The sequence below is a fragment of the Oryzibacillus soli genome (assembly GCF_051594765.1).
GTDB lineage: Bacteria > Bacillota > Bacilli > Paenibacillales > NBRC-103111 > Paenibacillus_AR.
The window spans coordinates 91,486-107,724 of sequence record NZ_JBPPGJ010000006.1 but is presented as its reverse complement, the minus strand read 5'-3'; the positions used below and the strand labels follow the sequence as shown (position 1 = coordinate 107,724).

12 protein-coding genes are annotated in these 16,239 nt (G+C 60.4%); 2 read left to right on the top strand and 10 right to left on the bottom strand.

Going from position 1 to position 16,239, the window contains the following annotated elements:
• Positions 1–17: 17 nt before the first annotated feature.
• The 7 genes from ACSEXW_RS09905 to ACSEXW_RS09875 form a co-directional block, all read right to left on the bottom strand.
• On the bottom strand, positions 18–1,625 hold the full coding sequence (locus tag ACSEXW_RS09905; RefSeq protein WP_438445971.1) for a response regulator transcription factor: 1,608 nt from the start codon (positions 1,623–1,625) through the stop codon (positions 18–20).
• Positions 1,618–3,438 (bottom strand): sensor histidine kinase, encoded by a 1,821-nt coding sequence (locus ACSEXW_RS09900; RefSeq protein ID WP_438445970.1) that lies wholly within the window; start codon positions 3,436–3,438, stop codon positions 1,618–1,620. Before ACSEXW_RS09900 ends, ACSEXW_RS09905 begins: the two co-directional genes overlap by 8 nt.
• A gap of 84 nt (positions 3,439–3,522) precedes the next feature.
• The gene (locus ACSEXW_RS09895; RefSeq protein ID WP_438445969.1) at positions 3,523–4,923 is read right to left on the bottom strand and encodes an ABC transporter substrate-binding protein; all 1,401 of its coding nucleotides are present in this window, start codon (positions 4,921–4,923) and stop codon (positions 3,523–3,525) included.
• Positions 4,924–5,055: 132 nt separating this feature from the next.
• Entirely contained in the window at positions 5,056–5,844 is a 789-nt protein-coding gene (locus ACSEXW_RS09890) for a carbohydrate ABC transporter permease (protein WP_438446126.1), read from the bottom strand.
• Positions 5,845–5,902: 58 nt separating this feature from the next.
• Complete coding sequence (locus ACSEXW_RS09885) at positions 5,903–6,859, bottom strand: carbohydrate ABC transporter permease (protein ID WP_438446125.1); 957 nt, start codon at positions 6,857–6,859, stop codon at positions 5,903–5,905.
• Between the two features lie 221 nt (positions 6,860–7,080).
• On the bottom strand, positions 7,081–7,554 hold the full coding sequence (locus ACSEXW_RS09880; RefSeq protein WP_438445968.1) for a DinB family protein: 474 nt from the start codon (positions 7,552–7,554) through the stop codon (positions 7,081–7,083).
• A gap of 427 nt (positions 7,555–7,981) precedes the next feature.
• A complete protein-coding gene (locus tag ACSEXW_RS09875) occupies positions 7,982–8,935 on the bottom strand; it encodes an AraC family transcriptional regulator (RefSeq protein WP_438445967.1) in 954 nt (317 codons plus the stop codon).
• A gap of 153 nt (positions 8,936–9,088) precedes the next feature.
• On the opposite strand from ACSEXW_RS09875, the gene ACSEXW_RS09870 reads away from it, so the two are divergent.
• Positions 9,089–11,203: a glycoside hydrolase family 52 protein gene (locus tag ACSEXW_RS09870; protein ID WP_438445966.1), complete on the top strand. Its 2,115-nt coding sequence runs from the start codon at positions 9,089–9,091 to the stop codon at positions 11,201–11,203.
• Between the two features lie 483 nt (positions 11,204–11,686).
• Here the strand turns inward: ACSEXW_RS09870 and ACSEXW_RS09865 are convergent, their stop codons facing one another.
• Both ACSEXW_RS09865 and ACSEXW_RS09860 read right to left on the bottom strand, forming a co-directional pair.
• Positions 11,687–12,271, bottom strand: a complete 585-nt coding sequence (locus tag ACSEXW_RS09865; RefSeq protein WP_438445965.1) for an NAD(P)H-dependent oxidoreductase — start codon at positions 12,269–12,271, stop codon at positions 11,687–11,689.
• 79 nt (positions 12,272–12,350) lie between these two features.
• Positions 12,351–13,190: a helix-turn-helix transcriptional regulator gene (locus tag ACSEXW_RS09860; RefSeq protein ID WP_438445964.1), complete on the bottom strand. Its 840-nt coding sequence runs from the start codon at positions 13,188–13,190 to the stop codon at positions 12,351–12,353.
• Between the two features lie 159 nt (positions 13,191–13,349).
• Between ACSEXW_RS09860 and ACSEXW_RS09855 the strand changes: the two genes are divergently transcribed.
• Entirely contained in the window at positions 13,350–15,425 is a 2,076-nt protein-coding gene (locus ACSEXW_RS09855; RefSeq protein WP_438445963.1) for a beta-galactosidase, read from the top strand.
• 196 nt (positions 15,426–15,621) lie between these two features.
• Here ACSEXW_RS09855 and ACSEXW_RS09850 read toward each other — a convergent pair whose 3' ends face one another.
• Positions 15,622–16,188, bottom strand: a complete 567-nt coding sequence (locus ACSEXW_RS09850) for a 50S ribosomal protein L25 (RefSeq protein WP_438445962.1) — start codon at positions 16,186–16,188, stop codon at positions 15,622–15,624.
• Between the last annotated feature and the right edge of the window lie 51 nt (positions 16,189–16,239).

Genomic DNA, 16,239 nt, shown 5'->3' with positions numbered 1-16,239 from the left:
GCTTCCGCCCCCACGCCTTATTTGCCTCGGTATTCCACCGGCGTCACACCGGTTATGGACTTGAACGTCTTGATGAAGTAGCTCTGGTTGTCGTACCCCAGGAGCTCGCAGATTCTGCCGACGGAGTGGCCCGTCTGGTCCAGATACTCCTTGGCCTTCTCCATCTTCATCTTGGTCACGTACTCGATGAAGGTCTCGCCCGTCTCCTTCTTGAACAGCCGGCTGAAATAGCTCGGGTTCAAGTGCAGGAACTCGGCCACCTCCTCCAGACTGATCCTCTTGTCGAGGTGCCCCGCGATATACTGCTTGGCGTCCAACACCTCTACCCGGCTCGTCTGGCCGGACAGCTCGCCCACCGCCGTAACCGCAGATTCGAAATGCTCGATCAGCCAGCTCTTCAGCTCATGAAGCGTATCGATCTCCACGATCTCCTTGTGCAGAATGTCCACCGTATACGAAGCCCGGAAGTACTGCATGGACTGCAGCTTCAGCTTCAGATCGAGCAGGAGCTTCAAGGTCCAGTCCTTCACCTGCTCCGGCGGGTACCGCTTCTCCTCCATATGGGTCATCCAGCGGTTCACCGTCGATACCAGACTGCCGGCCCGGTTGTCGACGATCATATCGCGGAACTCTTCACCCGCCTGGTTGTAGACCGCGAAGGGATCCTCCCGGTTGACCGCCATCCCCGGCTCCTTCTTGACGACGGAGCCCGGCTTCAGGTAGAAGCGCTGGCTCGAGCCGGCCAAGAGCGAGGACAGCTCCTGCTTCAGCTCCTCCGGAGACCGGCAGATATGGCCGATCAGGAACGACATGGACACACGGATCGACGCCCCTACGGCATCCCGGATCCGGTACATGAGAGCCGCCGTCTCATCATAACGGTTCACCTTCAAGGTATCCGGGAAGGTCCGGATGAAGAAGGAGAGCTTCACGCCATACGGAAAATGGATGGTCTCCGGCTCTTCATCCCGGAGAACTTCCTCCACCACATTCCCCAGAGCGAAGTGGAGCATGTCGTCCGAGACGAACCGCCGCTTGGCGGACCGGTATTGATCCAGATAGCCGATCACCGGCAGATACAGCATCTCCCCCGTGTCCAGCCCGAACGTGCGGGCCTCCGTCTTCCATGCCTCCGGGTCGAGCATCGGCTGGTGGACGGTCCCCCGGATGAAGCGCTCCTTCATGGCTCCCTTGTTCTGCAGAACAAGATGCTCCAGCCGCCGCGCCTCCACATTCAGGCTTCGCTCCTGATCCAGCGCCGTCTTGAACTTCTCCAGGAGCCGTTCCAGATCGCCGGGATCCAGCGTCTCCTTCAGAATATACTCCTGGACGTTCAGCCGGACGGCCTGCTGGGCATATTGAAAATCGCTGTGACAGGAGAGGATGACGGTCCGCAGAATCGGATTCAGCTGCTTCACGAGCCGGATCAGCTCCAGCCCGTTCATCTTCGGCATGCCGATGTCCGTCACCAGAATGTCCGGGACTTCCCGGAGGGCCGCCTCATGGGCCACCGCCCCGTTCTCGTAGATTCCCTGAAGCTGAAGCCCCAGTTCCTCCCACGGAATAGACTCGGACAAATATTCCAGGACCGGGTAATCGTCGTCGACCAGCATCACCTTATACATGGGGCTCGGTCCTCCTTTTGCGCGGAATAATCATGGTGACGGTGGTGCCTTCCCCGGGGGAGCTGTCCACGTTCATCTGGCAGGCTTCCCCGAAGGTCATCTTCAATCGTTCGAACACATTCGGCAGGCCGATGCCGGAGAAACCCTTGCGGGGCTCTCCCTCCGCTCCGCCCGTTACCCCGGACCGGATGGACAGACGCAGACGCTCCAGCACATCCCGGATCATGCCCTCCCCGTCATCCGTCACCGTGATGGTCAGGTACTGCTCTGTGGCCCGGGCCTTCAGGAAGATGGTGCCCGGAATCTGCTGCAGGCCATGGATCATGGCGTTCTCGATGACCGGCTGCAGGAAGAACCGGGGGACCTTCTCCAGAAGCGTCTCCGACGCCACATCCAGCTCCAGGGCCACCTTGTCCTTCTGGCGCATGTTCATGAGCTTCATGTAATCCATGACCACCTCGATCTCGTCATGGAGCGTAATCTCTGCCTTGTCCCGGTCGATGGTCATCCGGAGGAGCTTGGACAGCGAGCTGATCATCTCCGCGCTCTCCGGGTCCCCCTTGCGGAGCACCTTCATCCGGATGGAATTCAGCACGTTGAACAGAAAGTGCGGATTGATCTGGGCCTGGAGCATGGCCAGCTCCGCCTTGCGCTTGCCCGCCTGCTCCAAGGTGATGTCCTCGATCATCTTGCCGATGTAATCCAGCATCTGATCGAAGGATTGGCCCAGCTGTCCAATCTCGTCCTGCCCCCGGATCCGGGAGCGGACCTCCAGATTGCCCCGCTGGACCGTCTTCGAGAGCCGGGCCAGCCGCATCAGCGGATTGGTGAAGGTCCGGATCAGATAGACGAGCAGGAGCAGGAACACAGCGAAGGCCAGCATCTGGATGATGAACACCCGGTCGAAGATCCGGTTGATCTTGGCCACCGCTTCCTTGTAGGGCGTCACCATGACCAGCTTCCAGCCGGAAGCGGCGATGTCGAGCGCCTCCACGGAGACCAGAACCTTCTCTCCGTTCAGCTCCACGATGCCGTTCCCGCCCTCGGCGACGGCCAGGGGGAACCGGGTCCCGATACGGTTCGAATCCTTATGGGAGAGGATCGTCCCGTCCCGGTCGACGAGCATGATCTCCTGCCCCGCGGTCAGCTTCTCCAAGAGCTCCTTCACCGTGCTCTCGTAAGCTGTCACCACCGTGTAGCCGATGATCTGGTTGTCATCGGAGCGGATGGTCCGGGCGATGCTGATCTGGAAGGGATGGGTGCTGCGGTCCGAACGGAACACGGTCGGCTCCGTCCCCACCCATAAGGTCTCCAGGCTGCGGATCTGCTGCAGCGGGCCGAACCACGAGGCATGGAAGAGCTCGGAGGGGTTGAACTCCGAAGCGGCATAATTGGCATAGAATTCCCCGTTGGGGAGCAAAATCGTCACATTGAATTTCTCGCCGGCAATGGACAGGTTGTCGATCTTCGTCGCGATGCTCTTGCGGTCGTAGAAGTCCCGGTAGCCCTGCTCCGCTCCCTTGTACAGGCTGCCGTTGGACCGGTCCTTCAGGATAACCTTGATGTCCGTGTCCAAGTGAATGTAATTGGCCACATACAGCATGCTCCGGAAGAGGCCGGTCACATAACCGTCCACCAGCTGCAGAGACTGCCGCCCGTTCTCCACGGCCTGCTCCTTGACCGCATCCCGGGACATGTAGCTGGACAAGGACATGGTCACGACGGTCGGGATCAGCACGCAGACGATGGAGGCCACCATCAGCTTGTAGCGGAAGGAATAGGACCGGAACCGTTGCAGCAGCGTAGTCTTCATAAGCGAGTCCTGCCCCCTTGCGACGAAAAGAGGGGGGGAGCGCGAAGCTCCCCAGCCCTCTTTTTTTAATACCATTATACCAATTTACTTCTTGTTGGATGCGATAATCTTGTTGACCTTCTCCTGCATGTTCTTCAGCGTCGTATCCAGGTTCTGCTTGTCGAGGATGAACAGCTCGTATTCGGAGTTGATCACCTTGAACACCTCAGCTTGGTATACAACCGGAGGAATGATCTTGGAAGACTTGGAAGCGGTCAGTACGGCGTCCAGGGAAGCCTTGTCAACCTTCTCCGGATGCTTGGTGCCGGACAGGATGGCGGTGGTGATCTTGCCCAGATCGTCTGCCTTCACCTTGTTCCAGGACGGAATGTTGCGGCCGAACTTGGCCAGACCCTCGGTGGTGTACCAGCGGATGAAGCGGTAGGCTTCCTGCTTATGCTTGGAAGTGGCGGCCACTGCCATGAAGTCGGTTGTTACCGGCGTGAACCCGCCCTTGTCGGACTTGGTGTTCTTCGGATACGGAGCGACGGCTACGTTGAAGGTCAGGTCGTTCTGGTCGGTGCCGCCCAGCTCGCTGTTCATCCAGCTGCCGATCAGGATCATGCTGGCGGACTGGTTGAAGAATTGGGTGCGGTAGTGCAGCTTCTGGGACAGCATCTCGGAGTACGGCACGGAGGACTTGTCTTCCTTCTCCATCTTGGCGCGCAGCTCCAGGGTCTTCTTGAACATCGGGTTATCCAGGTTGGAAGTGCCGTCAGCCTTGATGAAGTCGACGTTGTCCTCCTGGCTTGCCAGGTTCAGCTTCAGGAATTCCATCCAGCCGCCGCCCTGCGGGCCATGGAAGTAGGTGCCGTAGCGCTTGGTGGCGCCATCGCCCTTGGTCAGCTTCTTGGCATAGTCGGCGAACTCATCCCAGGTCCAATCCGTCGGCACGGTCAGGCCGGCTTCCTTCAGATGGTCCTTGTTCAGAAGCACGTACCACGGGTTGAACTTGCCGGGCAGCGCGTAATATTTGCCGTTCAGGACGGTGTCGACTTTATATTCTTCGGGAACCTTGTAGCCATCCTTGGTGATGAAGGAGTCGATGGGTTCCACCATGCCGAGGCCCACGCGCTGAGCGTAGCTGGCAGGGTCGCTGAACATCAGAACGTCCATCTGTTCGCCGGAGGCGGCGGCCAGGTCCAGCTTCTTGGTGGCTTCCGCGGTATCGCCCTTCTCGCTCAGGGTGACCAGCTCCACCTTGATGTCGGGGTTGGCCTTATTGAATTCTTCCAGCGTCTGCTTCCAGTTATATTGAGCTTCGGTGCCGTGGGTATGGAACTTGATGGTCACCGGATCCTTCGGCTTGACGCTCGAGGTCGCCGCACCCGGACTGGAAGAAGCGCCCGTTGTGCTTGTTGCATCCTTATCCCCGCCGCCGCAGCCGGCCAAGAGACCGAGACCCATGGTAGCGCTTAACAAAACGGACCAGCCTTTTTTATTCATCCTAACCCCTCCGTATGTTCTATGGTTATCTTACAAGAGTCATTGTAACAAGTTCGATGAAAGCGCCATACGCGGATATTGACTGCTTTTGCAATTTTTTTGACATCTCGCGGCGAAGCCGGAGCGGAGGTGTTACCCTTTGACCCCGCCCATGGCAATCCCCTCGATGACGCTCTTCTGCCCGATGATGAAGATGATCAGAAGCGGCAGGATGGCCGAGACCGAAGCAGCCATGATGAGCGAGTAGAATTCCCCGTTGATGGAGGTGAACTTCTGCATGGCCACCTGCAGGGTGAACAGCTTGTCGGTACGCAGGAAGATCAGCGGGTTCATATAGTCGTTCCACGTCCAGATGAAACGGAGGATCGCATAGGTGGCGACGGCGGGACGGACCAGCGGGAAGGCGATGGACCAGAAGATCCGCAGGTGGCCGGCTCCGTCGATTTTGCCCGACTCGATGAACTCGTTGCTGACGCTCATGAAGAACTGGCGGATCATGAAGGTGCCCAATACGCTGAAGCTATTCAGAAGGATAATGCCCGTATGACTGTCGAACAGCCCGATCTGCCGGTACAGGATGAACTGGGAGACGAGAATCGCCTGCTGAGGCACCATGTAGGTCGCCAGCACGATAATGAACAGGTAACTCGATGCCCCGAACCGGATCTTGCTGAAGCCGTAGGCCGCGAGGGCCGAAACCACGCAGGAGATAACGGTAGTTATCACGGTGACCTTGATATTATTCCAATAATACAGGTAGAACGGATGCTTGCCAAACCACACTTCCTTGTAGTTCTCCACGGCGTTCCAGTGCTTCGGGATCCATTGGATCGGGTAGGCGAACACCTCGCCCTCTACCTTGAAGGATGCGGACAGCATCCACAGGAACGGCAGCAGGAAGAGAATCCCGAAAGCGACCATAACCACGGTGGTCAGTCCTTTTATCCATCTGTTCCGTAATTCCACGGTGTCTCCCCCCTTAGTAGTTGACCCACTTCTTCTGTCCGATCCATTGGATCACGGTGATGGCGAGTACGCACAAGAACAGCACCGAGGACATCGCGGAAGCGTAGCCCAGCTTCAGATTCGTAAAGGCCGATTCGTAGATGTACACCACCAGCACGCTGGTCGATTCGGCCGGGCCTCCGTTCGTCAGAACCTTGATCAGGTCGAAGGCCTTGAAGGAATACATAATCCCCGTAATCAGGAGGAAAAATGTTGTCGGGGACAATAACGGCAATGTGATCCGGCGGAACTTGGTCCACCCGTTGGCCCCATCGATATCCGCGGCTTCGTACAGATCAACCGGAATGGATTGCAAGCCGGCCAGATATACGATCATATTGAAGCCGATGGAGATCCACACCGATACCATCATCAGCGACGGCATGGACCAGGACGGATCCGCGATCCATTGAGGCGGGTGGTCGATGCCGATGGCGCGAAGGAACTGGTTCACCGGGCCTCTCGACGGATGGAACAGTACCTGCCAGACAGTGGCCACAGCCACGACGCTGGAGATGTAAGGCAGGAAGAAGACGACCTTCATGGCGCTCTTCATGAAGACGTGCTTGTTGATAATGATGGCCAGGGCCATAGAGAGCGTCAGGTAGACCGGTACGGTCAGGAGATAGATACCGTTGTTCTTGAATGCCTTCCAGAAGCTGTCGTCATGGATCAGCGTGCTCAGGTTGTCCATTCCGGACCACTTGAAGCCCTTGAAACCCATGATGAAGTTCCAGTCGGAGAAGGTCAGAATCAGCATGCCGATGATCGGGAGCAGGGTCAGGATGGTGACTCCGATCAGCATGGGGCTGACGAACAGGATGCCGGCCCAGTTTTCCTTGCGCTGCAGGTTGCCCGGACGCGGGGCCGATGGGTTCTTGGTTGCACGAGCGGCCAGTGTTTCTGGTTGTCCGGCTCCGGTTTCGGCCATTTTCATGGGGTTCACCTCTTCTTAGGATCTTGTCATGCTCTTATTATAAAAGTCCCGATACCGTTATTTTTACCGCTATTTTGATCAGATCGGATACAATCTTGACTTCATGGAATCGTGCTGCCGGCCGGATGGGCGAAGATCGTACAGGCCGAACGGGAAACAGAAACAAAAAAACCGGAGCAAGGAAATGTCCTTGTCCGGCTGTTGCGGGCGTTCCGCTAAACTAGCAGTCTCTTATATTGGTTGATGACGCTGAAGTGCATGCCTTCATGATACAGGCTGAAGGACAGGAACTCCTCCGGCTTGTGAAGCGTCATCCCGGTAGAGGTGGTGTACGGCTGTGCGATCGATTCCTGGAGCCGGTGCTCGAGAGCGGCGCGGACCCGGGCGGGCTGGCCGGCCAGCATAACCTTTAGCTCCTCCAAGGTGGGGGAGACGGCCCCTTCGGGCGGCGTAAGCGGCGAGGTTCCGTTCCCGAACTGCGCGGGGAAATCCTCCGGGAACTGCAGAGGCAGCCCTACGAAGAAGAGGGCCAGCCGCTCGGCTGCCGTATAGATGTGACCTGCGTGCCAGTGGATCGAGTTGCGGAACCCCTCCGGCACCTGGCGGGCCTGCTCCTCGCCAATTCCCTCAAGCGCCTTCAGCGTCTGTCTCCGAACGAAGTCCAATTGATCGAATAGATAAAGTCCCAACCCCAACACCCCTTCCATCAAGTTATGGGATATTATACCAATGGGCCGGCCCGCAGGCAATCGTCAACTTTACTTGTAAATGAATGTTAATGCATCTTTACATTTACTATTGAATGTGGTATAGTGATTTAATCTACTTGAATCGCACATGCTGAATGCGTTTCAGCCTATCATAGAGCTTTGGAATTTTTGAACAAGGTACCCGATTCACACTGGCGCGGTCATTGGAGCCGCAAGGATGGAAGAGAGGCAGGGCTTTCGTTGTTTTAGGTGTTTCAAGGATTTATAAGCAGCTTCCACATGCAAGAAGGAACAAGTTATGATTAGAGCAAGAGAACGGAATACAGACGATTACGAGTAGAACCCAAGACCATCCCACCCGGGGCATCGCGAGCCCGGACAGGATGGTCTTTCCATTTGGGTGCCGCTACAGCATCTGCCTGTACTGGGACGGGGAGATGCTCATCCAGCGCTTGAACTGCTTGCTGAATTGGGACACATCCTTGTAGCCCAGACGCTCCGCTACCTGTTCGACGGTAAGCCTCCGGTTCACCAGGAGCAGCTTGGCCTCCCGCAGCTTCTGCATGGACAGATACCGGCGGGGAGACATGCCGAACACCATCTTGAAGACGCGGTTGCAGTAGGCGGGGCTGTAGCCCAGCTCCTTGGCGGTCCGTTCGACGCTGACCGCAGCCAGGCTTCCGTCGTCGTCCGGCAGGCTCCGCATGTCCCGGACCGACTTGTCCAGCCGCTCGGCCAACTGCTCCGCCAGGCGCGCCGCTCCCCCGCCGTGGCCGGCTGCCCCGCCCAGGAGCCCCTCCGGCGGATGGGCCATGAGGGCGGTCAAGGCGCCGAACAGCCCGAAGGTCAGGCTCAAGGCCTGGAGCTTCGGGGCTGGCGGGGCCGGGGCGCCGATGCGCTCCGAGCCGATGCGCTCCGAGCCGATGCGCTCTGAGCCGATGCGCTCCAGGATGGGCCGGACCGCTTCCGCCAGCGGGCTGCCCGCTTGGTGGAAGCTCTCGCGAATGCTGCAGAGCGCCTGCCGGAGCAGCGGCTCGTCCACGTCGAAGTGGACGCAGATGTAAGTCATCTCCCGGCCGTCTTCCACGCGGCAGCTGTGTTTTTCCTCCGGCTTCAAGAGCACCACGTCACCCGGCTCCATCACCACGGCTTCTCCGTTAACGACGAAGCGCTGGAGTCCCTCCACCGCCATATTCAGCTCGAACATGGGATGCTCATGCTCCGGGTAGGCCCAGTCCCGGTGTACCTGCCTCCGGTGAAGTGCGAACACGTGCAGCGTCATGCGAAGATCCGGCAGGTGGTCGACGGCCAGGCTGTATTCGTGATCGTCCCCCGGCAGCGGCTGCGAATGGTTGCCCATGGGGCATCCCTCCTTCTCTCATGCTCCCATTATACCGGGGTTGGATGCGGCAAGGGTAGCTTTGCCCAAATTTGAGCGGGATCTGCCCATAGGCTGCCCGCTCTTTCTTCCGTATGATAGGGGCATACTCTATTTCGAAAGGCGGATCCATCCATGCCCCAGAACCTGTTCTTCAATGCCCACCATTCCCCCATCGGCGCCTTCGCCAGCTTCACCCTGGGATTCCCCGGGAATGGCGGCGGCTTCGACCTGGAGAGAGCCCAGCCCCCCAAGGAGAGTGTCTTCCTCGTGCTGGAGGACCTCTCCGGCGGCAGCTACCGGGCCTTGCCCTTCTATGAGAACGGCGAGGACGAGAGCAAGCGCTACGATATGGAAAAAGCCGGCCAGCCCGACCTGGCTCCCCCCATCCTGAGAACCTTCCCCCGGGAAGAGATCGCCCGGGATTTCCGGCTCGGCACGGACACCTGGACGGCCGGAGATCTGGTCTTCCGCCTCTATTCCCAGGCGCGTAACGTTCCGGACCCGGAGACGGCAGCTGCCGAGGAGCTGAAGGACGTATTGGTGCCGGCGGTTCTGGCGGAGCTCACGGTGGACAACTCCAAGGGCACCCGGGTGCGCAGAGCCCTCTTCGGCTACAAGGGCAGCGACCCGTACAGCGTCATGCGGCGCTTGGATCCGGAGGAAGGCGGGAGCCTGACCGGAGTCGGCCAAGGCCGCCATACGGCCATCGTCACCACCGATGATGGGGTCCGGGCCGTGCAGCATTTCAGCATGGAGCGGATTCTGAAGACCGTCCATGAGGAGAACTACAAGTTCGGCCTGGGCGGTACGGCCGCGCTGCTGATGGAGGTTCCGGCGGGTGAAGTCCGGACTTACCGGTTCGCGCTCGTCTTCCACCGGGAAGGCTTCGTGACGACGGGCATCGATGCTGCCTATTGGTATACCCGGTATTTCGACCGGCTGGAGACAGCGGGGCAGTATGCGATGGAGCGCTTCGACGTCCTGAAGGCTTCGGCGCTTGCGGCAGACCGCCGGCTGGCGGAGTCAGGGGCCGGTCTGAATGAAGATCAGGCCTTCATGCTGGCCCACGCCATCCGGAGCTACTTCGGCAGCACCCAGCTGCTGGACTGGGAGGGCCGTCCCTTCTGGATCGTCAACGAAGGCGAATACCGGATGCTCAACACCTTCGACCTGACCGTGGACCAGCTCTTCTTCGAGATGCGAATGAACCCCTGGACGGTCAAGAACGAGCTGGACCTCTATGCGGAACGCTACAGCTACCGGGATCAGATCCGCTTCCCGGGAGACGACCGGCTGTATCCGGGCGGAATCAGCTTCACCCATGACATGGGTGTCGGCAATGCGGTGTCCCGGCCGGCCTACTCCTCCTACGAGCAGGCGGGACTGGACGACTGCTTCTCCTATATGACCCATGAGCAGCTGGTCAACTGGGTGCTGTGCGCAGCCGTCTATGCCCACAAGAGCGGAGACGGAGCATGGCTCCGGAGCCGGATTCCGCTTCTCCGGGACTGCCTCGACAGCATGATGAACCGGGATCATCCCGATCCGGAGCAGCGCAACGGCATCATGGGGCTGGACAGCTCCCGCTGCAAGGGCGGAGCGGAGATCACCACCTATGACAGCCTGGACGTCTCCTTGGGCCAGGCCCGGAACAACATCTACATCGCCGGCAAATGCTGGGCCGCCTACCTGGCGCTGGAGCGGATCCTGCGGGAGCACGGGGACGCGGCCGGCGCGGAAGCGGCTGCCAAGCAGGCCCGGCGTTGCGCGGACACCATCGTATCGCATGCGACCGCAGACGGGTACATCCCCGCCGTGGTGGGCGAGGGCAACGACTCCCGGATCATCCCGGCCATCGAGGGGCTCATCTTCCCCTACGAGCTCGGCATGCCGGAGGTGCTGGAGGCCGACGGCCCTTACGGGGAGCTGATCCGGGCCTTGAAGCGCCACCTGGCCACGGTGCTGGTCCCCGGCACCTGCCTCTTCGCGGACGGAGGCTGGAAGCTCTCCTCCACCAGCGACAACTCCTGGCTCAGCAAGATTTACCTGTGCCAGTTCATCGCGCGGCGGATTCTGGGCCTCCCCTGGGAGCAGCAGGGACGGCGGTCGGATGCCGCCCATGCCGCCTGGCTGACCGACCCGAAAAACGCCTTCTGGAGCTGGAGCGACCAGATTCTGGCGGGCACGGCCGTCGGCAGCAAGTACTACCCCCGCGGCGTCACCGCCGTGCTGTGGCTGGAGGAGTAGGCAGGCTCGAGGCGTAACAGCCGGCTCCGGAGCAGCTGTGGGTGCGGGAGAAGAGCAGAAGCTTTGGAGGTCTGGCGCAGTCTGGGCTGGTGCATGTGGGTCGCAACGAAGCCGTCGGGGGGTCCGACGGCTTCGTTGTGCTTCAATGTGTGTGCATATGCGTCGGCCCCCTCTTTCTCCGACCGCTCCTCACTTAAGGCTACCTGCCGCCTTAAATCGACCGCTTCCTCCCGGCGCTCTGAGTTAAGGCTACCAGACGCCTTATCTGCTCTTTGAGCCCCCTCTTCCCTGCACACTCCACATTTAAGGCTTCCCATCGCCTTAAATCTCCCGCTTCCCCCCGGCGCTCTGAGTTAAGGCTTCCAGACGCCTTAACCATGGCCGACTGACGGATCCATTCCGCACGGGGGCATGCTCACGAACGAAAAAACCGCAGACCTCTCATAAGAGATCTGCGGCTTTTCGTTCCATTAGGCAGCTCGGCTAGAAGGAGCTGAAGGTTTTTTCCACTTGGGCTAGCATGCCCTTGCGGGTGTCGTCCGTCGCCACGGTGGTGACGCCGCCGAACAGATAATGCTCCACCACCTGAACGCCGCAGAAGTCGAAGATGCCTCCGCTTGCGGTCTGGCGCAGGGATGCGTTCATCCCGATGGACTCGTAGATGTCTCCGGGGGTGCCGTAGGTGTTGATGATGACCCCCTTCTTGCCGGTGAAGAGCTTGTCGATGCCTCCCTGGCTGTTGTACTGGTACGCGAAGCCATAGGAGAAGGTCCGGTCCACATACCCCTTCAGAATAGCCGGCATGCCCGTCCACCAGATCGGGTAGATGAACGTAATGACATCCGCTTGGGCCAGATACTCCTGCTCGGTCTTGATGTCGGACGGAGCCTGTCCCTCCCGCAGCGCCGCCGTGTCCGCCTCGGACAGCACAGGGTCAAAGCCCAGCTTGTACAGATCGCGCACATGGACCTCATGTCCCTTCGCCTTCAACGCGCCGACGGCCGTGTCCAGGATGGCATTGTTGAAGCTGCCCGCATGCGGATGTGCATACACAATCAGATGGTTCATTCCGGAAATCCCTCCATAGATGGCAAAGTGTGGTCATGACCATTTTTGCCTATTTCGAAGCGGTTATTCTTCGTCTCCCCTATGGATTCTGGCTGAAAATCCGGCGGTACTCCTGCGGGGTCATCCCCGTCTGCTCCCGGAATCGCGCAATGAAATAGCTGCTCTGGGAAAACCCGGCGGCCTCGGCAATCTCCTTTACCGTCCGGCCGGTCGTAACCAAGAGCTGCTTGGCCAGCACCAGCCGGCTCTCCAGAAGCCACTGCATCGGCGTGCGCCCCATAGCTTCATGGAACATGCGGCTGAAATAGTAGGGGCTCAAGCCGGTGAGCCCCGCCATGTCGGACAGCGTCAGCGGCTCCGGACACCGGGTGCGGATGTACTCCGCCGCCTCCCGCATGCGGGCCCGCTTGTCCAATCCCGCAGGCAGGCCCAGCGGCTCCGCACGGTGCGCCAGCTCCGCCAGCAGCTCGTACAGGCGCGAAGCCAGCTGCACCTCGCTACGGCTGTCATAAGACGCGGCCAGCTCCAGGATGGCGCCGGCCAGCCGCTCCAGCTTGGGGACGTCTCCGAACTCGAACAGCCAGACGGAGGAGGTCCCCCGCCCGTTCAGCAGGCGGTCCATCCCTTCCCCGGCTGTATGAACCCAGAAGACGTCCCAGGGGTTCTCCGGATCGGTCCCGTAGTCCTGCTCCAGCCCGGGGCCATAGTAGAAGCCCGTACCCGCCGTCAGCCTGCGGGGGGAGCCTTTTTCCAATACCCAGCCTTGGCCTCCAAGCACCAGATGCAGATTGCCCTGCTGCAGCTGTCCTCTCGGACGGTGCTCCCTATGCTCCGGAAAGCCGGCGTACCGCCCGGTCATATCGGGAAACCCCGTATAGCGCTTGTACAGCGGCTCGGGCAGCACATGATGAATTCTCAACTTCCCGCCCCCTTCCGCAAGCGTGCCCCTTATCGCAAGAAACTGATATCCCATCGCAAAATGATGTTATTTACACTCTATTGTAAAGGTTTAGAATGAGAGCATAAAGGAAAAAATCCAGCAATATTCTTATACCTGTTGCAGTGGAGGCGAAAGGACATGACCGGTAAAGCATGTGCGGTACAGCAGTTTGAATTGGGGGTGTGCTATTACCCCGAGCAATGGCCCGAGGCTATGTGGGAGGACGATTACCGCCGGATGCGGGAGCTAGGGTTTACGATCGTGAGAATGGGAGAGTTCGCTTGGAATGTGTTCGAGCCGGAGGAGGGAGTGTATGACTTCGGCTTGTTCGACCGCGCTATTGCTCTGGCGCACCGGCACGGGTTAAAGGTTATTCTCGGCACCCCGACCGCCACTCCTCCGGCCTGGCTCACCCACCGCCACCCGGAGGTGCTGAACGCCTCCAAGGAAGGGGTGCTGTACCGGCACGGCATGCGCCGGCACTACAATTACAGCAGCCCCGTCTACCGGGAATATTGCGCAAGGATCACCCGATCCATGGCCGAGCATTACGCGGACCACCCGGTCGTAGTAGGCTGGCAGATTGACAATGAGTTAAACTGCGAGATCCAGGTGTTCTACTCCGAGGCGGACCACGCCGCTTTCCGGATGTGGCTGCAGAACAAATACGGCACGCTTGCGGCCTTGAACGAGGCTTGGGGCACCGTCTTTTGGAACCAAGGCTATTCGGATTGGGAGCAGATCCATCTGACCCGGCCCACCCCGGCGGACTCGGTTAATCCCCACCTGGCGCTGGATGAGAAGCGTTTTATCTCCGACAATACGATTTCCTTCGCCCGGCTGCAGGCTCAGATCATCCGGGAGCTTGCTCCGAAGCAGTGGATCACGACCAACGGCCTGTTCGGTCATCTGGACAGCCACGCCTTGACCGGCGAGCTGCTGGACTTCTTCTCCTATGATTCCTATCCGAACTTCTCCACGATCTGGAACGATGCGGACCGGGATACGCCGATGCTTGACCGGACCGTCTCCTCCACCCTGTCCAGGGTCCGCTCCATCTCGCCGAACTTCTGCATTATGGAGCAGCAATCCGGTCCCGGGGGCTGGGTGAACCGGATGGCGCAGCCCTCTCCCAAGCCGGGCCAGATGCGGCTGTGGACCTACCAGTCCGTCGCCCATGGGGCGGATATGCTGCTCTACTTCCGCTGGCGGACGGCCACCTTCGGCACGGAAATCTATTGGCACGGCATCAACGACTACCACAACCGGCCCAACCGCCGTGTTGCGGAAGCGGCGGCCGTCGGCCGGGAGTTGGGGCGGCTCGGGGCCGACATCGCCGGCTCCCGCTATGCGGCGGAGGCAGCGATGGTGCGGGACTACGCCAACGAGTGGGACGGCGAGCTGGACGTATGGCACGGGCCGCTGCGGGAGGAGAGCGAGTACGGCTGGACGAAGGCTCTGCAGCTCGCGCACATCCCCTTCGACTTCGTGTATATGCGGGAGGAAACGGCGCTTGAAGAGCTGACCCGGTACAAGGTTCTGGTCTATCCCCACCCGGCGATTATGACGGAGAGGACGGCCGACCTCCTGAAGCAGTATGTGGCCGGCGGCGGCAAGCTGCTCTTCGGCGCACGCACTGGCTACAAGGATGAGCGTGGCCACTGCCGAATGGCGCCGTTCCCCGGTCCCGTTGCGGACCTGTGCGGGGTGACGGTAGAGGACTTCACCCTGCTGAACGGCGCCGATTCGGCAGCGACGCCCCTGAGCTGGGTGAACGGCCTGAGCGGAACGGAGACCCCGGCCCGCGCCCACCGCTTCAACGACATTCTCCGGCCGGAGGCGGATACGGCGGAGGTGCTGGCCGAGTACGCCGCTGACTACTACGCCGGGATGCCGGCCTTGACCTGCAACCGGTACGGCAGCGGGGAGGCTTACTACTACGGCGCAGCTTACAGCCGCGAGGTGGCCCAAGCCCTGATCGGGCGCTTGGGTCTGGAGCCGGCTGCCGCAGGCTGGTGCGAGCTGCCGCCCGAAGTCGAGATCGCGGTCCGGGTGAAGGACGGCCGGCGGTTCGCATTCCTGCTGAATTATGCGAACCGCGAGGTAGAGGCCCGGCTGCTCCAGGAAGCCGACGATTTGCTGGAGGGCGTGCGCCTGGCCGGCGGCAGGCTGGCCCTCCCGCCCTACGGCGTCAAGGTGCTGGAGCTGAAGTAAGTTCATCGCAGCCGGGAGCTAGCCGCTCCCGGCTGCAGTTATTTTCGAGCTCCATACTACCGTCACCTCCCCCTCCAAATCCTGCACTTTATCCAACAATCCCGCCTCCAAACGGCCACCTCCCGCCTACTCCTGCTCCCCCCAACGCCAAAAGGAGCTTGCCCCCGGGGCAAGCTCCTTCTCTTCCACCTTGCGGTTACTCCGCCTTCTCCTCCGCCGCTTCGCCTCTCGGGACGAACGGGGCGGCGACCACCTCGTCGGGGTGGGTCAGCACGTGCAGGTCTGCGGGCACCGGCAGGTCCCGCACCAGCACGGCCCTGCTCTGACGGACCGGAGCCAGGTCAAGCGGAACGGCTTCCGGGATCCGGTCCGGCAGCCCCTCCACGAGCAGCTCGTGGAGAAACATTTGATAAGGGATGATCTTCCCCTCCGGATCGGGCAGGGGCGTAAGGGGAACGTGGGCCCGGACCCGCTCGGTCAGGTCGACCAAATGCAGGTCCACGGCGCGGATGGTATGGTCCAGAGGGTCCCGCTGCACATCGTGCACCACCACGCTGCGGAACGCGTAGCCCGGCATGTCCAGCGCCAAGAGCGCATTGGGATGCTGCAGGGCCAGCTGCACTTCCTTCTGATCCAGTGCAATGGGCAGGGGATCCATCGTTTTGCCGTAGATCACGGCCGGAACCTTGCGGCTTAGCCGGAGCTGGCGGGTTGCGGAACGGGTGAAGCTGCTGCGGATTTCGGCTTTCAGGGTCATCGTCATGGGGGTTGCTCCTCCTTCAAGGTAATCGGGCCCGAACACCTTGCCATACGT